The organism is Psychrobacter sp. Ps1 (assembly GCF_022129425.1).
Classification (GTDB): domain Bacteria; phylum Pseudomonadota; class Gammaproteobacteria; order Pseudomonadales; family Moraxellaceae; genus Psychrobacter.
Genome location: NZ_JADQAN010000015.1, coordinates 49,683 through 71,711, shown reverse-complemented (window position 1 = coordinate 71,711; position 22,029 = coordinate 49,683). Strand labels below are relative to the sequence as shown.

The following is a 22,029-nucleotide window of genomic DNA, read 5'->3' as shown; positions in this document are numbered from 1 at the left end:
TCATTTTGCCTGTTTGTAATAAATTACGTCGGTTTTAAAAAGAGCCAGCTTTTATCTACTACTAAATATGCGCTTATACACATTAAAAATACATGACAAGCGCATGTTGGTTACATAAATTGTTTCTACATTATTTATCTTTTTATCTGCTAGGTAGCACTATTTGAACCACTAACCCTTGAATACCATCTTGCCGATTATGAGCATTGATATATCCTTTATGAGCCATAACTACAGCATGAACAATAGCCAATCCAAGACCATAGCCGCCAGTGTCACGATGCCGAGCAGTATCGAGCCGCACAAAGGGATGAAAAATACGTTCTAAGTCTTTGTCTGCGACACCGCCGCCTTCGTCTGTTATATTAATTTGAACAGCTGGTGCCTTATTGTCCATTTGTATTGCTTTGATTTCCGCAATCACTGTCGAACCCGCTGCCGTGTGCATAAAAGCATTGCGAATGACATTTTCAAGTGCACTATACAACTGCTCTGCATTACCTTGAACTGTCCAAAATCCTTCCAAACTATCTAGCGCTGAGGCTTCATGCGGTTGCCATTGCCAATATACGTCTTTATGTTGAAACTCAAAGCAGACATCTTCTCCGATATTACTAATAATGTCAGATATATCGACTGCCTCACTCTCCAAGTTATCAACGGTATATTGCTGCATTTGCAGGGATTGAATATGAATGATTTGCTCAATTAGCTCATTCATTCGTGTGGATTCTTTATCGATACGGTCTAGATAACGGTTAGCATTGGGCGCAAAATCTCGAGTCAGCTCAGTCGCTACATCCAGACGAGCAAGTGGCGAACGCAGCTCATGTGAGATATCACTGAGCATTTGCTTACGTGCCAGCTCACTGTCAACCAGTCTGGTCGAGAGATGGGCAACGTCTTTGGCAAGTAGCCCCAACTCATCATCGCCCATCTTGGACAGTTCTGGGTTGGCTTGATAATTACCATCGATCATACGGTGTACGGTATTTTGTACACGGCCAATCCGCTGAGTTAGCGTACGACTGAGCCATATGCAGACCAATACACTAAAGATAACGATCAATAGCAAACGTATTGGAAAATTACCGTGCTGTAGCTCAACTACGTCCGAAAAACGTAGGTGCGGACGCAACTGTATGATAATTGACTGACCATCAGGTAATTCAACAGACATATCAGCCAGTTCAGGACGAGTATCGATATCAGCTACTGCTGCACTACTTGCTGTTCTTGGCTTTAGGAATTTTTGCCAAAAAGACGGCTCATCTTTCGGTATTTCATTGTCGTGTTCACGCAGTCTATTGTCAGCATTGCGACCTTCTAGACCATAAACGCTATTCTCTACTCTAGGTGGCCTAGGTGGTATTTGCTGCAACGGTTGTATCGCACGATCCATTAGCCGCCGACCACTTTGCAACTGTCCTTGCGCGCGATCGTCTTTGTCACGATAACGCGGGAATATAATAGCGCCCTGCTCATCATAGACTCTGATTTGATTCATCAGCTGGCGGTCTTGACGATACATCTGCCTGACAGAGTCTACATCACCAGCCCGTAGCGCCGCGACCATCTCTTCACGCTTTATCAATAGACTATCGATTTGTACATCCATACGAGAGGTCAGCTCTTTTTCAGCCAGCCAGCGCTCTACCACGATAGACAATACAGAGGTGATTAAAATCGTCAATAATAGGCTCAGGAACAAACGCCAAAACAAGGTAATGCGCACCTTAAACTTAGGTGCTTTTTTGAGGGTCTGCTCAGAAGCTTTCATCGATATGTCCGTCATTACAGCACCAGTTGATAACCTTTACCACGCACCGCTTTTATTGGTTCATCGTGGAAAGGTTGAAGTTTTTTGCGTAAGCGAGATACATGCACATCAAGGCTACGGTCAAACGGCTGCAACTCACGCTGCAAGATATTTTCTGACAGCCATGCTTTACTCACCACTTCCCCTTTTTGTTTGAGTAAGGCAACAAGTAGATCAAACTCTGTACCAGTGACTTGTAGCGTTACCCCATCTATCTGACAGGCGCGTTGGTTTTGATCGAGATGCAAACGACTCTCTGGCAACGGAGTATGCTCTGATGCGGTCGTATTGGTACGTTTAATCACTGCATTGATACGCGCTAGCAGCTCTCGAGGGTTACAAGGTTTGGTGATATAGTCATCGGCCCCAAGCTCTAGACCAATAATACGATCAATCTCCTCCCCTTTCGCCGTCAACATAATGACTGGAATATCGATAATATTTGGTAATTGGCGCAGCACACTCAACCCATCCAGTTTCGGCATCATAATATCGAGTACGAGTAAATCATAAACCGTATCTTCGTGTGCCACTGCTTTAAGTCGTTGTATGACTGCTGCACCATCATGCACGCAGTCACAGCGAATGCCGTGATTGTCTAAGTACTCTTGCAATAACTGAGTCAACTCTTCGTCGTCATCGCCTATCAGGATGTTTGGCATGCTTCTCTCCTCTAATTTTTAGTTATCTCTATTTACTCAATCTATAGTACTCATGGCGCAATAAGTACGCATACAAGTGTCATTTTGATATGGTTAGCAAGATTGTCGCCGTGACATTTTTATTGTCGGTAGACTGTAGTTAACCATATTATCAGGCAAGCACTTGCCAATTCACCAGAAACGTTACCTTTCTTAATACTTCATAAATGTTCGTAACCTTTAACTGTCGTAATATACTCCTATCAACAGCAAGTATCGCATTTCTAAGATGGCTGACCATAACGAGCGATAACGTTCAACAAATGCTACTTGCGAGATAAAAATTTAGTGTTTATTAAATCAAACTCAATGTAATCAAGGATATTATGATGAAAAAATTACTATTAGGCTCAGTATTAGCAGCGTCTAGCATATTTACCGTGACTGCTTGCACCAGCGTTAACGCGACCACTGATACAACGCCAACTGCACAAATGCAAAAGAACCACAAAGATGGCGCGATGAGAGGCCCAATGTCAAAATTGGATCTAACAGCGACACAGCAAGCGCAAATCAAAGCCATCATGCAAAACAAACGTGGCGATCGCACTGCTGACCGTGCAGAACATAAAGCAGAACGCGCGCAAATGGATCAGCAAATACAAGCACTGACCAATGCCAGCACTTTGAATACTGCTGCTTTAAACCGTCTGGCTGATCAACGTGCGGCAAAAGAAAAGCAACGCTTTATCGAACGTGTACAAACACAACATGCCATCGCTCAAGTGTTGACTGCTGAGCAACGTGCAAAGATGGAGCAGATGAAATCAGAGAGACAAGAAAAAGGTCGCAAGCACTCAAAAGACCGTAAAGGCCATGACAAACAGCATCAAGGTATGTAATAAGCCACTCCGGAAAAGTGTTATTTTACCCAGCTGTATACGTATAAAATGAAAAAGCGCGCCGTTAATAGGTGCGCTTTTTTAATGCAAAATTATCCTGTTCAAAAACTAATAATGCTTTCTATTTACTCATTAATACTCTAATCAGTTACTCAACCGAACCAAAACGCTCTCTGACCATCGGCAACATGTTAAAGACCATTTTGCCTACTGCCGTGCCATTACCATCTTGGTAATATTGCAGCAGCTCTGGAGCATACTTTCGTAAATCAATGCTATTGCTAGTGTTCGGCGTTTGCACATTGCTTGGTAGGTTAGGAAACGCCAAGTCCTTAGTGCTGATAGCAGAATACTGCTGCAACACATCTATCCTCATGCCCTTATTACTATTCGCTTCGCTAGTATTGTCCAACTGACGACGTAAGTGCTCCCATTTGAGTTGACCACTTTTATCAAACCCGTACAGTTCCTGTACTTCTGTATTGGCAACGGCCTCACCTGTCGTGGCTTCCTCATTCATTTGATCTTCTATCATAGCCAGTATTTTTTGTACAATAGACTTACTGGTAAATGCCTTTGGATTTTGAATCGACTCAAACGCTGTCATCGGTTCGGGTTCTTGTACCAACTCTGGGTATTTTTCACTGATCCGATCGTAGAAAATCTGCATATATTTCTGTTGCGACGCTTGATAATCCCCAAAGCTTTGTACTCGGCGAATGATTTGATCGCTTGGTAGCATAGCCGATAACTGGTGCGCAGGCAGTTTTGGAGACAGTGAAGCAAGTGAGTTAGGGGCAACATAATTAAACTGGCTGACAGGAGCCGCATCATAAGTCGCATCTAACGCTGCAAAGTGGCTTTTGATGACTTCACCACCAAATCCTTTAGGCAATGTACCATCATCAATGGCTATTTTTAACCACTTGTTTTGCCATTTTGTACCGAGTTTATCGTCCAACAATTCTGAGTTTAGAATCGCAAAATTATCTGCCCATAGGTAAATATCACCGTTTTTAAGATCCATATAAATAGGCTGGTTAATACTGCTGTGATGATTACGTGCTTGATATTGCGCACTAGCGAGCATCGTAGCCTTGCCTGCCATCGGTTGATAGATCCCTTGAGAGTCGATAGAAAGCGGCTTTAGTAGATACTCCTCTAATAACTGTGCTTTCTTCCTATCTAACGGTCTTTGTTTATCCTCATAATTATCAAATAGCGCTTGATAATCTGGTGCTACTTTTACATCGCTATCGTATTGATGGTCATCCCATGCATGATAGGCATCTACGCACTCAAAATACGACTGCCTTATTCTGTCACGCTTAGTATCATAATCTACCACTAAAACATCTTTGTTTTGCTGTTCGGCTTGCAGGATTAGAGCGGCGTACGCTTGGTCATGCGCCTCTTCGCAGTGTTCATCTACATAGTCTGATGCCGCCATTTTCTTAGTATTAGTATCGGCATCTGTAAATTGTTGGTTATTACCAATCTCAAGATTGCTATGATAGCTAAAGGACTGACGACGCTGTTTTTGTAGTGCTGTTTCTAGTGTTTTTTTGGCAATGCTAGGTGCTTGTTTTACAGCCACCGTGTTGGACTGGCCCAAACTGGTAGACTGGCAACCTGTTAACAACAGCGCCCCTGTCAAAAATGCGCTGGTGACTAGCAGATTGTTTTTAGTCTTAAATGGTAGACGTTGTGCAATGGTGTGATGTACTGTTTTCATTTTTTATCCTTAATAGATATGAGCGTAAATGCAATGAGATAATGTCATTTGACTTCTATTTTTCATTCATATCATCTTGAGCATCGTCAACTCGGCTCTCATCGACAGCGTCTGTGCCATTGTCATTGCCATTATCGTTACCGTACTCATCGCTGCCATATTCATCGCTGTTATAAGCACCTTCGACACCGCTATCTTGATAGTCGTAGCGTGCATAGCGGGCTGTTTGTAATCTGTCTTTTTTCTCGCGCTGCGTAGCTATCCATGCATTGCCATCGATAGGAGGCGTAGTATCTGGACCAAAAGACTCAGCGAGCAATGGTGTCAAGGCATGACGGTTGAAGCTGGCTTTATCGTAACGTACTTGGTTTAGCATGGTTGTGGTCGACCCCATCAAATCACCACCGATATTGACACGTTGCTGCTTGGCCAGCAGTCGATCTGAGCTGTCTAAGTAATAGTAGTTGATTTGATTAAACGAGATAGGACCGATAGCTTCGATCAGCTGCAATAGCGAACCGACATCCGCGCTTTGATAGCCTTTATTGTATAATTGCGCTTTAGCAAGTGCTGTCTTTAGTGCGGCACCATCAGGATATTTATCTGGATTGGCATCTACGTATTCTTGCAGTGACTTCGTTACATATTTGAGCGTCTTGCCAATTATTTCACCGCTTTGCTGACTACCAAAATAGACTTTGACTGCACGAGTCGCACCGACTTCTTTGGCAAACGCGTCACCACTGATATCTACTGCGCTAAAATGCTCAGGCGCCAGCTCAGCCATGCTGCTCTGTATCGCATTGAGCACCGCATCGTAGAGCACCGCTGGTGGCAACTGTGCCGTGACACTTTCAGGCAAACCAAAGCTCACCGTGTGCGAGGTCATCTGTGCTGGTAGTGGCGTATTCTCAGGGTTAACAAGTGCAACAATCGGCATGATGGCCGATGGATCTACTACGACACTGCTGTTATTAAAATCAAATGCTAACGGTATCTGTATCGATGAGCTAATCGTGGGGGTGGCGTAGTCGTAGCTATAGACACTTTGTAGTTGGCGCTGCTTGGGACGGTATTGACTGACACTATTGAACGTTAAATGCTCATACTGATAAGCATTGGATGCAGCTATTTGCTCAGGAGTGCGGTGGAACATATCAAGTATATTGCCAATCATACCTGTAGATGACATTGGTAGGCTGCCACGATTTACCGTCTTTGTCTTAGCTTGCTGTTTTGCCATTTGCATGGCTTCATACTTTGCAGCCATTGACTTGGGACTTAAACCTGACATCCCTGAGAGCATACCTTCAGCACTGCTGCTGTATTCATCATAACTATCATAGTCCTCACTACTGTAATCAGCGCTGCTATAGTCATCTGCTGTATCGTAGGCATACTCGTTATCGCTGTTGGTATCACTGCTCGTAGGCTCATTCTCCCCTGCTTCAGCCAATATAGCAGCAATCGCTCTTCTCTCTGCGTCAGCGTCTGCTCTAGACTTATCATAGTCACTAGGATAGTCGGATTCTATCGAATCTTTTGCATCACCATAATCGTAGTTAATACCCTCTACCACACAGACTTCATAAGCGTCATCATCTTCGTTTTCATTGCATTTATTCGACCCTACACCTACCGCTGCTAATTCTGCTCTAGCCTCAGCTTGCGCCTCATCATCGCTACTATCATATATACCCTCAGGCTGATACGCATAGGTTTCTATAATCGTTCTGAGCAAGCTACTCGATCCTGCATCGATACTATCTGGGTCAATGAATGGTGCTGAGCGATAGTTGGCTGTAGCGACTGCGACATGCTCGGTCGCCAAGTGTTGACGAATGGCTGCAAGCAAGTGTGATTTGGCTTGGTTTTCGGTATTTGGATACTTCTCTTGATCAAACAGCTGCTCATAACGCGCGGCCTGAGCGTTTTGACTGGCAGTAAAGGCTTGACCCTGACGTTGGCTCTGCGCGGTATCTGCAACACTAAAGTCCATCATGGTACTAGAAGCGCTGCTATTCGACGACAGATTGGAAGATGAGCTGGCTGCAGTTGATTGGCAACCTGCGAGTACAAGTGAAGCACTACCAACCATCAAGGCGATAGAAGTCAATTTACCGGCTGGATATAGATGACCGTTATTATTTTTACCATTATAGTTTTTATGATCAGTGTTAGATAAATAAGCAGGCGCAGTCTCAGAGTAGCGCTGTCGATTGCGGTTATTAATATGGTGTGATGACATAGTAATCTCTTTGTATGAATAGACAGTCGATAATGAGTGTATAGTGGTACCGTTATTTATATCACAAGACGTTACAATTTAGTAATATTAGCGAATATTTTTAAAGGATTTCTTCATTCATAAATAATTTTCTCTGTATAACTGCTGTCTTATCAGTAGCTTCATTTACTTGAAAATTAGCCTCATTTATTTGAAATGTAGCTGATACAGCTAAGCGCTATAAAAGCGTACACCACAAAAGATAATAAACAACTTTCTACTATTTCATATTTTCGTTACTATTTAGGCTTATCTATTTCCTAGCTCTATTCTTTCCACTCGCGTAAAAAGGACTTTGCGATGTCACAGTTATTATCTCGCCACCATCGAACCGCTCAGCAGCGTAAACCGAAAACTAATACCTTACTCAAATCTAGCGCCGTGCTCATTACCAGTACGCTACTGCTATCTATATCCGCACAGGCTGTAGAGTCAACGACCTCAGTAAGTAATGCGACAGTCAACAATACATCAATCAATACCAGTGCCATAAACTTGGCTATCATGGCTGATAGTCCAACGGTACTCTCTGAAACCAAGCGCATCACGCGAGCGAAGGCCAATACCCTTAACACCACATCGAACAATACTAATAGTGACCAAGCCATCTATTCTGAAGACGCCATTCATCATCCAGTTTGGGCAAAAAACGGCATGGTCGCTACCCAAGAAGCGCTTGCCTCTGATATCGGTTTACAGATTTTAAAGGACGGCGGTAATGCGGTAGATGCTGGCGTTGCAGTAGGTTTCGCCCTAGCAGTAACCTTGCCGCGCGCAGGTAATATCGGTGGCGGCGGTTTTATGATGATTTATGATGCCAAACAAGGCAAAACGGTGGCGCTTGATTACCGTGAAAAAGCACCGAGTAGCGCCTCACGCGATATGTACCTTGATAAAGAAGGCAATGCTGTCAGCGACTTATCTCGCTATCATGGCTTGGCCATTGGCGTGCCAGGGACAGTAGCAGGACTACTAAAAGCATTAGAAGAGCATGGTACGATGAGCCGCGAGCAAGTTATGGCACCAGCGATTGCACTGGCTGAAGACGGCATAGAAGTCACCGCTGGCTTGTCCGAGTCACTCACGGCGTTGAGTGATCGCTTGCAAAAATGGCCAAGTACCAAAAAAGTGTTTTTTAAGCCTGATGGCAGCGCTTATCAGCCGGGCGAACGTTTAAAGCAGCCTGAGCTTGCGCGTTCGCTAAAGCGGATTGCGATACAGGGTACCGATGGGTTTTATAAGGGTGAGACCGCTCAAAAACTGGTCAAAGCAGTCAATGAAGCAGGCGGCAGCATGAGCCTGCAGGATTTGGCCAATTATCAAGCCATCGCTCGCGAACCTGTCAAAGGCGACTATCGTGGCTATGAGATTGTCTCTATGCCACCGCCTTCCTCTGGCGGTATTCATATCGTGCAGATTTTAAATATCTTAGAAGGCTATCCGCTCAAAGACTATGGACAAAACAGCGCACAGACTATTCATCTAATGGCGGAAGCGATGCAGTTGGCGTATGCAGATCGAGCTGAGTATCTGGGAGATGCCGACTTTATCGATGTACCTGCCAGCGGCTTAACGTCACAAGCCTACGCAGATAAACTGCGTACGTTGATTGATCCCAATAAAGCCACGCCAGCAGCCACTATCAAAGCAAACAATCCTCTGCCGTACGAGAGTGATCAGACTACGCATTTCTCTATCGTTGATAAAGATGGCAATGCGATAGCCAACACCTATACGTTGAACTTCTCTTATGGTACTGGTCTCGTTGCGGATGGCACAGGCATTTTGCTCAACAATGAAATGGATGATTTCTCTGCCAAACCGGGCGTACCAAATGGCTACGGCTTACTTGGTGGCGACGCCAATGCGGTGGAGGCCAATAAGCGTCCACTGTCCTCTATGAGTCCGACACTCGTATTCAAAGACAGCAAACCTTATATCGTTACTGGTAGTCCAGGTGGTAGCCGCATCATCACGACTGTCACTCAAATTATCTCCAACGTCATCGACCATGATATGAATATCGCTGAGGCAACACATGCGCCGCGTATCCACGATCAATGGCTACCTGATGAGATTCGAGTTGAAAAAGCACTGAATATAGATACCGTGAAAAAGCTCGAATCGATGGGTCATACGGTCAGTCCAAAATCTGCGATGGGATCTACACAATCGATCATGCTCACACCAAACGGTGTTTATGGATCGTCTGATCCACGTATTGTCGATGCAGCGGTGGTTGGTTATTAAACAAACTGACTTTAATTATCAATTACATAGCCCTCTATACCTCGTTGTATTGGGGGCTTTTTGATGTTGCCTATCACTGAGTTTTTATGACGTAATGACTCAACTTACGCAGATTAAACCCTTTGAACCTGTGGCTGTCTGCGGCAAATAATGCTATTATTGACGACCCCATTTAAAACGTATCAATATAGCTATCGAGGTCTTGTCGGCCACTAGATATCAGCATAATTGATTGATAATAATCAATTATTTTATCGGTAGCTTATTTCTTTGATCGTACCAGTAAGAGTCTTCTATGGCATTTGTACACCTTGGCATTCACAGCGAATATTCCATCACCGATTCTATCGTGCGTATTAAACCGCTGGTAAAAGCTGCTGCGGCTGATAACCAGCGCGCGTTGGCATTGACCGATTTGTCCAATTTATATGCTACGGTGAAGTTTTATCGTGCCTGTTTAGGTGCTGGTATCAAGCCTATCATTGGCAGTGAAGTCATCATGGATAATGAAGACACACGCCTTACCTTACTTGCGATGAATAACGAAGGGTATCAAAACATTACTCGTATCGTATCTCTTGGGTTTACCGAAGGTCGTGCTGATCCTATCAATCATGGCACGCCGGTTATTAAGCGCAGTCATATATTAGAGCATGCAGCAGGTGTGATTGTACTGCTCACAGAAAAGTCAGACGTGGGTCAAGCATTGGTCGGCTCGATGCCAGAAAAGGCCGATGAACTACTTACTGAGTGGCAGGCACAGTTTGACGATCGTTTGTACTTTGCGATCAAGCGTACTAATCGTTCAGGCGAAGATGCTTTTATTAGAGCAGCCATCCATTCAGGTGCCAAACACAACATCCCTATCATTGCGCATAATGACGTGCGTTTCTTAGAGCAAGATGATTTTGATGCTCATGAAGCTCGCGTCTGTATTGCAGGCTCTTATGTCCTTGCTGATCCAAACCGTCCGCAGACTTACTCGGATGAGCAGTATCTAAAAACACAAGCTCAGATGGAGCAATTATTTGCTGATATTCCGCAGGTCATTGATAACACTTTACGCCTCGCTACACGCTGCAATGTAACTTTAACGCTTGGTATTAACGTCCTACCTGATTTTCCTGTGCCTGAAGGCGAGACGATTGAATCGTTTTTCCGTGCCGAGTCACAACGCGGTCTTGAGCAGCGCTTAGATAAGCTGTTTCCTGTCGAAGCACGTACGGACAATTGGAGCGATTTCCGTCAGAGATACGATGAACGCCTTGCATATGAGTTAGATATTATTCTATCCATGGGCTTCCCCGGTTACTTCCTAATCGTCATGGACTTTATCCGCTGGGCAAAAGCCAATGGTGTGCCAGTAGGCCCTGGACGTGGTTCTGGTGCAGGCTCCTTGGTCGCATACGCATTAAACATTACCGACCTTGACCCGATTCATTACGATCTACTATTCGAGCGCTTCTTGAACCCTGAGCGTGTATCGATGCCCGATTTCGATATCGACTTTTGTATCGAAGGTCGTGACCGCGTCATTGATTATGTCGCGCAAACCTATGGTCGTGATGCCGTATCGCAGATTATTACCTTTGGTACTATGGCCGCAAAAGCGGTTGTGCGTGATGTGGCACGCGTACAAAGCAAATCGTACTTTTTAGCCAATAAAATATCCAAGCTGATTCCAAAAACGCCTGGCATCACACTGAGCCAAGCGCTTGAACAAGAGCCACAACTCAAAGACTTGATCTCTAATCCTGATAATATGGATTATGAAGATGCCATTGAGATTTGGGAGATGGCGATTAAGCTGGAAGGCGTCTGCCGAAATGTCGGTAAACATGCTGGTGGCGTATTGATTGCTCCGCACAAGATCACTGACTTTAGTGCCATTTACTGTGATGATGAAGGTCACCGCGTCAGCCAGTTTGATAAAGACGATGTAGAAGCTGTTGGTTTGGTGAAGTTTGACTTTTTGGGTCTACGTAACTTAACCGTTATCAATGCGGCAGTTGAAAACATCAATTTGCGCCGTGCAAAAGAAAACGTACCTGCTTTAGTTTTGGAAGATTTGCCGTTAGATGACAGCAAAGCCTATAAACTGCTGCAAGATGCCAAAACCACGGCGGTCTTTCAGCTAGAAAGTATGGGCATGAAAAAATATCTGGCCAAACTGCAACCGACCAATATCGAGGATGTCATCGCTATGTGTGCGCTGTATCGTCCCGGCCCACTCGATGCAGGCATGGTAGAGATGTATATCGACCGTAAGCATGGTCGCGAGGAAGTCATTTATGACCATCCCAATCTTGAGCCGATTTTAGAAAACACCAATGGCGTTATTGTCTATCAAGAACAGGTGATGCAAATCTCACAGGTGATGGCAGGCTATAGTTTGGGCGGTGCTGATATGCTACGCCGTGCGATGGGTAAAAAGAAACCTGAAGAGATGGCCAAGCAGCGCGATATTTTTGTCACGGGTGCCACCTCACAAGGTATCGATGAAGTCACGTCAGGTGGCGTATTTGACTTGATGGAAAAATTCGCAGGTTACGGTTTTAACCGCTCGCATTCTGCGGCTTACGGGGTATTGGCTTATCAAACAGCCTATCTAAAACAATACTACCCTGCCGAATTTATGGCAGCGGTCTTAACTTCAGATATGAACAACACCGACAACGTCGTGTTCTTTATCAATGACTGCCGTGAAAACTTTGGGTTAACCGTAGTCAATCCTTCGGTCAATCGTAGTGAGTGGCATTTCGTTGCCGATACTCCGACCAATATCATCTATGGTCTTGGCGCAATTAAAGGCGTGGGTGAAGGCGCAGTAGAGTCTATCGTAGATGCACGCCGCCGCGAAGGTCCTTTTAAAGACTTGTATGACTTCTGCCGCCGTGTCGATATCAAAAAAGTCAATAAACGCACGCTTGAAGCATTGGTCAGTGCGGGCTGTTTTGACGACTTTGCCGCAACCTTGCGACCTGACTTGCCAGCCGATGAAGCGTACGAGATTCGCGGTGCCTTAATGAGTCAGTTGCCAAGCGCCGTACAGGCTGCTGAACAAGACCGCCAGAACCGTGAAATAGGCATGATGGATTTGTTTGGTGAAATGGATGGTGTGGTCGCAGCGCCGCCGTTAGTCATGACGCCAGAACTCATCTGGGGTGACAAACACCGTCTAAAAGCTGAAAAGAACACCTTGGGGCTGTACTTAACGGGACATCCAATCAATGAGTATTTGGATGAGCTCAAACGCTATACCTCTGGTGCGCGTCTCGACAAATTAACTGATACTGGCTATAACGGCAGCTGCTATTTTTCAGGACTTATTATAGATATTGCCAACTTTGGTAATCGCAACGTGATTACTTTGGATGATGGTACATCGAGACTCGAGGTCAGCTGCTACGCTGAGCGTTTTAACCGTGTCAAAGAGCAGTTGAAAATCGATGAAGTCGTCATCATCAAAGGCAGCATCCGTGAGCGTGATGGACGTTTGTTCGCACGTCTTGATAGTGCCATGAGCATGGTAGATGCCAGACTACGTTGGCTCAAAAAAATCAGTATCAAAGTTCACGGTAGTGATATTAATCTGCTCACACGCTTGCAACCACTACTTAAATCAGCCCAAGCTGACATTATTCCCGAGCCGCGTCTGGCTTATAACCAAGAGCAAGACGAGCAAGGTAGCAGCGGTAACAATGTCTACGATCCTGCAATGGGTGGTAGCTTGTATGATGAAAATGGCAATGATTTATTGGCATTAGAGAGCGACATGAACCATGATGCGGCCAATCAAAACGGTATGCCAGCCAGTTATGCCAATAACGCCCTGAGTAATACTGACGCTTCTATCAATGATAATTGTCTGCCACTTGGACTAAGCATTTATGAAGTCTATGGCATCGCAAATGTTGGACTGTCTGAGCACTGGCGCGTTTACCCAAATGACGATAACTTGCAGACATTAAAGACTTTGGTCAGTGAAGAGAACTTACATTTCCATTACAGCTAAGACGTACATTACGTTTTAAAAATTCATTATAGTAATCTTATTGCTTTAACTTTTATAAATTGGACAACCACCATGGATGACACTACAAATAATAATATGCTCGGACAAACTGATGAAGAAATCATCAATCATGAACAGTTCGAGGACATGCGTGACCTGCTCGAAGAAGACTTCGTCGATTTGATACAAGTATATTTTGCTGATAGTAAGCAAAGAGTTGCAGCGCTGCGAATTGCCCATCAAAAAGACGATAACGCCAATGGCTTTGAAACTGCTCATGCTCTCAAAGGTGCCAGCGCCAACTTAGGTACGACTCAATTAGTCCGTCTTAGCAGCCAGTTACAAGAATACTGCCGTGAGCGCCGTATCAATGAGCAAGCCGTCCTGATCGAAGAGATTGCCATTGCATTACACCGTGCTGAACAAGAAATCAATCAGAGACTGGGACAATAATGAGTAACGACGCTTCATTAGCAATATCATCACGCACAGTGAACGACTACCTTGATTGCTTGCAAGTGGTCATGGTTAATACAACTTTGCCTGCCAATATTGGTTCGGCTGCCCGTGCGATGCATACCATGGGCTTGTCTCGTTTAACAGTGGTCGACCCCAAATTACCGATTGATGAGACCAGTGTGTCTCATGCAGCGGGTGGCAGTGAGTTATTATCGTCAGCTTTGATTACACCCACTTTAGAGTCTGCTATCTCTGGCTGTCAGTTGGTGTTTGCCGCTAGCAGTCGTAGCCGTCACTTACCTCGCCCTGTCGTGACACCTACGCAAGCCGCTAAGATTATGTTCGACTTTATCGATGCACAGGCAGCTCTAAGTGTAGACGATAGTAATGCTGATACCTCATCTGCTGCGACTTCTAACAAACCAAATATTGCTATACTGTTTGGACGTGAAGACCGTGGATTGACCAATGAAGAATTGGCTTATGCCGATTATCATATTCAAATTGACGCCAATCCTGCTTACCCTGTGCTAAATGTCGCATCAGCGGTGCAAGTCATCGCCAGCTTTATCTTTGCTTATGCTCAAACGCACACTCAGACAGCTGATAGTTTAGATTCGGATACAAGAACAGACGCCCACTCGACAATCAATGTGAATTTGCGTCAGCAATGGGATGAGCCTGCTATTAATCAGCAGCAGCTGCAACAGCTCACTCAGCGCACCACTGACCTTATGGTGCAGCGTGGTCTGGCAAATAGCGAACATCTAAAGTCATTGCCATCACGCTTGTCTAGACTTGGGTCACGCCTACAGCTTGATCAAAAGGAATATCAGCTATTAAGCGCTTTGATTGCAAAACTATCAAAAGACTAAAACAAGCCATAGTTTATGAGCTTGCCTTTATTTGACAGCTTTTTACTATATTTTGCCGTATAAAGCTGTTATAACTTGCAGAAGCTTAGCGAAAATATATATTCCTGATTATCCGAACTTTATGACCATAGATTAGAGACATCGCTGTTTTCGCGACGACACTCTACCGACGAATAGATAGGACGCTTTATGTCATTGCCATCCAAATTGTTCAAATCGCTTATTACTATTAAGAATGATTTGAAAGAAGATATTGATGCAGTATTCACCCGAGATCCTGCGGCGCGTAATAGTCTGGAAGTTATCCTAACTTATCCGGGCATACATGCGCTTGTTTTGCATCGCGGTGCACACTGTCTTTGGAACAATGAACAGAAACTAGCCGCTCGCGTGATCTCTTACGGCTCGCGCATCATGACAGGTATCGAGATTCACCCTGCTGCCAAGATTGGTAGACGCTTTTTTATCGATCATGGTGTCGGTGTCGTTATCGGTGAGACGGCTGAGATTGGTAACGATGTGACGCTATACCATGGTGTTACTTTGGGCGGTGTGTCTTGGAATAATGGCAAGCGTCACCCAACGCTAGAAGATGGTGTAACGGTCGGTGCTGGTGCAAAAGTTTTGGGGCCGTTTACTGTTGGTAAAAACGCTAAAATCGGCTCGAACGCAGTGGTAGTCAAGCCAGTACCAGCAGGAGCTACGATGGTCGGCAGTGCCGCGCGTATGATCTCAGATCATCACGATGAAAAAGGCAATCCAATCGCGACAAAAGTACAAGACGCCAAGCAACAAGAAAAAGTCGCGCAAGCTGGTGAGAGCAACGATCGAACTAACGACACTACCCCTACTGCCAAACGCACCAATACCTTCCGTGCCTATGGTATCGACCCTTATTCACAAGACCCTGTCGCAGAAGCCTTTGCCAAAATGCTCGAACATATTCAACAATCAGAAAATCGCCTCGACCAATTACAGTCAGCGATGTGTGATATTGATCCTAATTTTTGCAAAAAAGAATACGATAAGTTATGTCTAGAAGATTTAGATGTGATTGGTCATGCTGATGTAGATGATATCAATAATGAGAAAAATCGTTAAGGCAGTCATTAGAGGTAGGCATTACTATTACCTTATAAACTGATAACAAATGCTTATACGAATTGTAGAAAAGACACAATAAATTCAAGGCGGTCTTAGATAAAATCTACCATATCTGCATACATGGTAGGTTGACCTGCTTGACTTCCTAGCAAATTCTAATCTTTCGAATCGTTGACTTTCATCTTAGAGTAAGCTGCACAAGCTAAGAATTTCTCTGATGAATTGATAACTTAGAAGACCTTTGTCCGTCCTGTATATCCAATATTACTCAATGTATACAACAACGATATAATCAAAATTAGATTGTACTATATCTCTGTGCCTGCGCTATACCAGATATTTAACAATTTTTACTAAATAAATATACCCTGACCTCACCGCTTCTTATGAGCTTTAATTTGTCATATTGTTAAAATTAGAACAAATTATTTAGCAACCTTTCCGCACTGCCTACTTTACTAAAGCTATAAATTATTTCATTTTTAACCGTCTACGACATGTATTTAGTCCTTTTTAGTATTAGTAGTAGGCTTAAAATCGCCCAAATAATCGTAAATAAAAATCTTTCTAGTAATTAATAAATTTATATCGACATACTGAATGGGGTGGCACTTCTCTTTATTGTATTCAAGATATTGATAAAACTCGTCCCTCTGTTGACCATTCCACTTATATCCATAAGGCATATTTCCTGAAAACATTCTATGACTCTTAACTTTATGACCATCTATGGTCAATCTTAATATCTTCATTTTACTTGTGTCGGTATAACTACTTCGTAGATACAAACACCCTTCCTTGATATTATTTGGTTTTTCCGCTTCTCTTTCAGCAATATAACGTACACCCCAGACCTCAAAAATAAAGTATCCGAATAATAAAGTTATGATGATAAGTTTTTGATGTCCGAGATAGATGCCGCGGATTTTTTTGCTATAACTTTTCATCCTTCTCTTCTTATAACTTTTAGGTTTCATCAATAACCAAAATTGGTTTGAAATTAGCTATAACTAAACGTAGTAGACCAATGCTCTTTATTGTCTTAAATGAATGTTTTTGTATATTCAGAGAACGACTTATCACAGGCAGATAAAGTAGAGTTTATTATTACTAATAAACTCGTGAATATCTTTTTCTTCGAAAAGTTCATTGGTTTTTGCATAGGTAGTAGTGTCTTGAAGATTACATCATCACTTATACTAACAATTGCCTATATAATCGCATAGTTTTTATTAGATTTTTGTCTAGGAAAATGATGGGATGAGGCAGAGTGAATGCTTAATAGCGATAGTTTTAGATGAAAAGATATAATTGTGATTAAGATACGGCCATTTACTAGCCAAATTAGAGCCTGGTTAAAATCAATTCCCTGACTCCCGCTTTCTCATGCGCTTTAAATGGATAACGATCTGCCATTACAATCCAATTAGGCATAAGCTTAGATGTCGATTTTTTGCTTAGGCTATTTTCTTTGTCAGTCATTTTAATCATCAGAATATCAATATCCATCGTCACCTGCCGTACTTGATTTGGCTTAGTCTGTCGACATCTATGACAATCGCCTTCAAGGTTTTTAAAAATTTGCTGTAGCTGTTGCAGGCTTATCGGTGTGGTCAATGTTAGATGGACGCACTGATTGGTATAGTCAGGCTTCGATTGTTCCAAGGTTGCAGTAAAATCAGGATTTTGAAAAGCCGTAGACAATCGCACCTCACCTAGCGCTGCCAAGCGCTGCCGAGCACGCGGGAGATATTTTTCGGCTTGATAGTTACTACCTAGCGCTAATACTAGCTCTACCACGGGATGCGCTTGCACAGTCTCAGGTGCGCATTGTGTTAGCATTGCCAAATTCAAATCCACTGACGTTTTATGCATCATCAGCTTGGCTGACGTTAACTTCTTTGGCAGCTTCTTTAGTAGCTGGCTCGTTGGTTGATGCTGGCGCATAGCGCGTTATTTGCACCCCTACCGTATCCGCTTGAGCAATAGCGGTAGGCTTAGCAATGCTCAACGTTATTTTTTGACAGTCATATTTTGCAAATATCTTATCAGAGATCTGACCAGCCAAATGCTCGAGCAGCTTTGCTTGAATCTCTTTGCACCACTCACTCACATCATCGCAGACTTCTTTATAACTCAGGGCATCGCTGACATCATCTGACACAGCAGCACGGCTAATATCCGTTTCAAGCGCGATATCAATGAGTAATGGCTGAGTGATAGCACGCTCCCAATCATAAACACCAATTACTGCCTCAACTTTTAGACCTTTTATAAATACAACATCAGACTGAGTATGAAACATCCTGTCATCCTTGTTTGCTAATTTTTTTCGTGTTTTTAATATTTACTTAACCGATTGTAGCGCTTCTTCACGTAGGCGCGCCGCTTTTAACATTTTACTTGGACGATGGCGCCACAGGTCAATGCTAAATAATAGCAGACCTAACCAAATCAAACCAAATACTGCTAAACGATGTAAATCGAATGGTTCTTTATAATAGAACACCGCCAAAAAGAAAATGAATGTCGGCGTCAGATAGTTCATAAAGCTTAGAATACTGTATGCAACAAGCTTGGTAGATTTATTGAATAATAGAAGCGGTATTAGCGTAATCGGGCCTGCGATCATAAGTAGCCAAATATTTGAGCTAAACCAAAAGCTCAGTTGATGACTTGCCACATCAGATTGCCAAAACCACCAAAGACATAACGGTACTAGCATTGCGGTCTCGACAAACATGGCATCGACAGCAGTCAATGGCGTTTGTCGTTGAATCGTCCCGTAAGTACTAAAGCTAAATGCTAAAATCAACGATATCCACGGCAGACTGCCAAGCATCACCACTTGAATGACGACAGACAACAGTGCAAAGCCAATCGCCACCCATTGCAGGGTACGTAAGCGCTCTTTGAATAAAATCATGGATAGTGCAACGCCAACCAATGGCCCAATAAAGTAACCCAAACTGGCCTCAAGAATACGGTCTTGATTGACCGCCCATACATAGGTCAGCCAGTTGGTTGCGATAATCACACTGGACAATAGAGATAGTGCAATCCATCTTGGGTTTTGCTTGAGCGTTTCTATCCACCCCCAGCGTTTGGTAGCCACTAACACAATCAGTAGGCAAAAAAACGTCCAAACGATACGGTGACCTATGATCTCCGTCGCATCATAATCAGATAGCTGTTTGAAGTATAGCGGAAATCCACCCCAAATAAAGAACGCGATAAGCGCAGTAATAATGCCGCGTCTGGTTGTGGTGATTGGGGCAACGGGTTTTTTGATGACATTTTGGGTAGTCATAATATAGGACAACTTTTTAGAGCAAAGCGCACTCTCACCTAATTCTAATTATTATTGTTAATCAAATCGTGAAAGCGCAGGGTTACTACAGTGAGATTATAAGGTAAAAAGCAATGTACTCATGCCAATAGTGACATGAGTACATTGCTAACGATGTTAGATTAAATCTTTAAGAGTTAACGGTAGCTTAGCGACTTACTCAGCACCAGTATCCACTTGGATAGACATACCAATTTGGTTGGCAAGTTCAGCAAATCCTGGGAAGCTGGTATTAACCGTTTCAACCCCTTCAATGGTAATTTGCTGGGATGCACGCAGACTGGCAACAGAGAAGCTCATTGCAATACGGTGATCATGATGCGAGACAATATGACCACCACCAAAGACAGGTTGGTCATTGTTGACTTCACCGCTTTCAGTAGCGGCGCCTTTGCCTTCGATAATCAGACCATCATCAGTTACAGTACAATCAATACCAAGTGTATGTAGCCCTTCTGCCATCACAGCGATACGGTCCGATTCTTTGACACGCAGCTCTTTGGCACCAGTCAATACCGTCCGACCTTGTGCACAGCTAGCCGCAATAAACAGCACAGGGAACTCATCAATCGCCAGTGGTACGAGATGCTCTGGTATCTCAATACCGACTAGGTTTGAGCTGCGAATCGTAATATCAGCAACTGGCTCGCCGCCCACGTGTGTCTCATTGCTTAGGCTAATATCTGCATTCATTAATTTTAGAATATTAATGACGCCAGTACGCGTAGGGTTGATACCTACTTGGGTCAAGGTCAACTCGCTGTTTTGACTGATGGCTGCTGCCACCATAAAAAACGCTGCAGATGAGATATCAGCAGGAACAGCGATATCGCCGCCTGTTAGTGTGCCGCCGCCAGTGACACTAATACGATTGCCTTCTACGGTTACCGGATAACCAAAGGCCGATAGCATACGCTCAGTGTGGTCACGGCTGATCTCAGGCTGTGTGACTGTTGTCGTACCCTCGGCCCATAGACCTGCTAGTAGCAAGCAAGACTTTACCTGAGCTGAAGCAACTGGCATGTCATACTCAGTGCCTTGTAATGGCTTGCCAACCGTGTCACGACCAGTGATACTCAGCGGCGCAGTACCACTATGACCAGTGCTCTGAATCACAGCTCCCATAGACCGTAGCGGTGCCGCCACGCGCTCCATCGGGCGTTTATTCAAGCTAGTATCACCTGTCAACACGCTATCAAACGATTGCGCCGCCAAGATACCAGACAGCAGACGCATACTGGTACCAGAGTTACCCATGTATAAAGGGGTTTTGCTAGGTTTTAAACCATTCATACCGACGCCATGAATGGTCAAGTTGCCATTATCAGGTCCTTCGATAGTCACACCCATATCACGGAATGCTTGTAGCGTCGCTAGCGCATCTTCCCCTTCCAAAAACCCAGTCACATTTGTCACGCCTGTGGCAAGACTGCCCAGCATAATGCTGCGATGCGAGATAGATTTATCACCAGGGATCGCGATGGTGCCAGAAACAGTATTGCTAGGGGTAATATTATAAGAAGCTGACATAGGAGAAGTATCCGTATAAGGGGTGCTGGCTAACATATGGCCGAAATGTCGCCGTGCGGCTTGCGCGCGGCCCAAAAGTCCCATCAGGGCGGTTGAATCTTGATCAATGATAAGTTGGCGCATCGTCTGTAAATAGACACCATACTCATCAAGGGCGCTGACAATCGCGCTTTGATTGGCAAAAAATATATCATGCCACATTTTAGGGTCACTGGCAGCGATACGCGTAAAATCGCGAAACCCACCAGCGGCATAACGAAACATATCTAAATTATCATCATGGCTTGCCAATTGCTCAACCAAATTAAAGGCAAGTAAATGTGGCAAATGGCTAGTGTGCGCTAATATGCGGTCATGATGCTCAGCATCCATTGACATGACATTTGCGCCCACTGATTCCCACAATAGTCGCAACTTTGCAATAGCAGTTGCACTGGTTGTCGGTAGCTCGCAAATAATGACGCTATGATTAACAAATAGACTGGCACGGCGCGCATGATACCCTGAATTTTCAGCCCCAGCAATTGGATGCGCTGGCACTAGACCTATCGGCAGCGAGCCGAACACTGCTTTAGCGGCATCAATGATATTGACCTTAGTACTACAGACATCCGTCATGATACAGTCACTGGCAAGCTGTCCGTTATCCATCGCTTGTTTGATATCAATGAACACTGCTTGAACTGCCTGTACTGGCACTGCAATAATGATTAAATCACTGTCAGCGATAACGTCTTGTAAGTTTGCACTACCTGCATCTAGCAGACCATGCTCAATAGCTTCTGTAATACTTGGCGCATGTCTATCGACTGCTACCAGACGCGCGCTTAAGCCATTGTCTTTGATGGCTTGCGCAAAACTGGCACCAATCAGCCCAAGTCCAATCACACAAACTTGTTTAAATATAGGTAGCGTAGTATTTAGAGACGATTGAAGTTTATTATTTTTCTGACTACTCACGGCTTTTCTCGTTGGACACACTAAGACATAGATAGGGCCAGTCTTAGTGTTATAAATTTTAATGGCTAACAAAGAACAACTTTTTAATGAAAAAACATTAATA

At 44.0% G+C, this 22,029-nt stretch carries 15 protein-coding genes; 6 read left to right on the top strand and 9 right to left on the bottom strand.

Annotated elements, in window-relative coordinates; translation table 11 throughout:
• Window positions 1-142 precede the first annotated feature (142 nt).
• Both I3249_RS09160 and I3249_RS09155 read right to left on the bottom strand, forming a co-directional pair.
• On the bottom strand, window positions 143-1,780 hold the full coding sequence (locus I3249_RS09160; RefSeq protein WP_238069673.1) for an ATP-binding protein: 1,638 nt from the start codon (window positions 1,778-1,780) through the stop codon (window positions 143-145).
• 14 nt (window positions 1,781-1,794) lie between these two features.
• Complete coding sequence (locus I3249_RS09155; RefSeq protein ID WP_102090591.1) at window positions 1,795-2,481, bottom strand: response regulator transcription factor; 687 nt, start codon at window positions 2,479-2,481, stop codon at window positions 1,795-1,797.
• Between the two features lie 368 nt (window positions 2,482-2,849).
• Between I3249_RS09155 and I3249_RS09150 the strand changes: the two genes are divergently transcribed.
• The gene (locus I3249_RS09150; protein ID WP_238069671.1) at window positions 2,850-3,362 is read left to right on the top strand and encodes a Spy/CpxP family protein refolding chaperone; all 513 of its coding nucleotides are present in this window, start codon (window positions 2,850-2,852) and stop codon (window positions 3,360-3,362) included.
• 148 nt (window positions 3,363-3,510) lie between these two features.
• On the opposite strand, the gene I3249_RS09145 is transcribed toward I3249_RS09150, so the two are convergent.
• Complete coding sequence (locus I3249_RS09145) at window positions 3,511-5,097, bottom strand: hypothetical protein (protein WP_238069669.1); 1,587 nt, start codon at window positions 5,095-5,097, stop codon at window positions 3,511-3,513.
• A 55-nt stretch (window positions 5,098-5,152) separates the two neighbouring features.
• Window positions 5,153-7,345 carry a hypothetical protein gene (locus tag I3249_RS09140; protein ID WP_238069667.1) on the bottom strand — a complete coding sequence of 731 codons (2,193 nt, stop codon included), beginning with the start codon at window positions 7,343-7,345 and terminating at the stop codon, window positions 5,153-5,155.
• A 339-nt stretch (window positions 7,346-7,684) separates the two neighbouring features.
• Between I3249_RS09140 and ggt the strand changes: the two genes are divergently transcribed.
• The 5 genes from ggt (at window position 7,685) to cysE (ending at window position 16,084) form a co-directional block, all read left to right on the top strand.
• The gene (ggt, locus tag I3249_RS09135; RefSeq protein WP_238069665.1) at window positions 7,685-9,634 is read left to right on the top strand and encodes a gamma-glutamyltransferase; all 1,950 of its coding nucleotides are present in this window, start codon (window positions 7,685-7,687) and stop codon (window positions 9,632-9,634) included.
• A 295-nt stretch (window positions 9,635-9,929) separates the two neighbouring features.
• Window positions 9,930-13,649: a DNA polymerase III subunit alpha gene (gene dnaE, locus I3249_RS09130; protein ID WP_238069662.1), complete on the top strand. Its 3,720-nt coding sequence runs from the start codon at window positions 9,930-9,932 to the stop codon at window positions 13,647-13,649.
• Window positions 13,650-13,721: 72 nt separating this feature from the next.
• A complete protein-coding gene (locus I3249_RS09125; RefSeq protein WP_057759831.1) occupies window positions 13,722-14,102 on the top strand; it encodes an Hpt domain-containing protein in 381 nt (126 codons plus the stop codon).
• Entirely contained in the window at window positions 14,102-14,983 is an 882-nt protein-coding gene (locus I3249_RS09120; RefSeq protein WP_238069660.1) for a TrmH family RNA methyltransferase, read from the top strand. The genes I3249_RS09125 and I3249_RS09120 overlap by 1 nt, the downstream gene beginning before the upstream one ends.
• A 189-nt stretch (window positions 14,984-15,172) precedes the next feature.
• A complete protein-coding gene (gene cysE, locus I3249_RS09115; protein WP_238069658.1) occupies window positions 15,173-16,084 on the top strand; it encodes a serine O-acetyltransferase in 912 nt (303 codons plus the stop codon).
• A gap of 506 nt (window positions 16,085-16,590) precedes the next feature.
• Here the strand turns inward: cysE and I3249_RS09110 are convergent.
• From I3249_RS09110 to I3249_RS09090, 5 genes are all read right to left on the bottom strand, one after another.
• The gene (locus I3249_RS09110; protein WP_238069656.1) at window positions 16,591-17,034 is read right to left on the bottom strand and encodes a hypothetical protein; all 444 of its coding nucleotides are present in this window, start codon (window positions 17,032-17,034) and stop codon (window positions 16,591-16,593) included.
• Window positions 17,035-17,431: 397 nt separating this feature from the next.
• Window positions 17,432-18,034: a 2-amino-4-hydroxy-6-hydroxymethyldihydropteridine diphosphokinase gene (locus I3249_RS09105; RefSeq protein WP_238069654.1), complete on the bottom strand. Its 603-nt coding sequence runs from the start codon at window positions 18,032-18,034 to the stop codon at window positions 17,432-17,434.
• A complete protein-coding gene (gene folB / locus I3249_RS09100) occupies window positions 17,955-18,392 on the bottom strand; it encodes a dihydroneopterin aldolase (protein WP_238069652.1) in 438 nt (145 codons plus the stop codon). The genes I3249_RS09105 and folB overlap by 80 nt, the downstream gene beginning before the upstream one ends.
• Before the next feature lie 42 nt (window positions 18,393-18,434).
• The gene (gene rarD, locus I3249_RS09095) at window positions 18,435-19,397 is read right to left on the bottom strand and encodes an EamA family transporter RarD (protein ID WP_238069650.1); all 963 of its coding nucleotides are present in this window, start codon (window positions 19,395-19,397) and stop codon (window positions 18,435-18,437) included.
• A 195-nt stretch (window positions 19,398-19,592) separates the two neighbouring features.
• Window positions 19,593-21,926, bottom strand: coding sequence for a bifunctional prephenate dehydrogenase/3-phosphoshikimate 1-carboxyvinyltransferase (locus I3249_RS09090; RefSeq protein WP_238069648.1), 2,334 nt, complete (start codon window positions 21,924-21,926; stop codon window positions 19,593-19,595).
• Window positions 21,927-22,029: the final 103 nt, after the last annotated feature.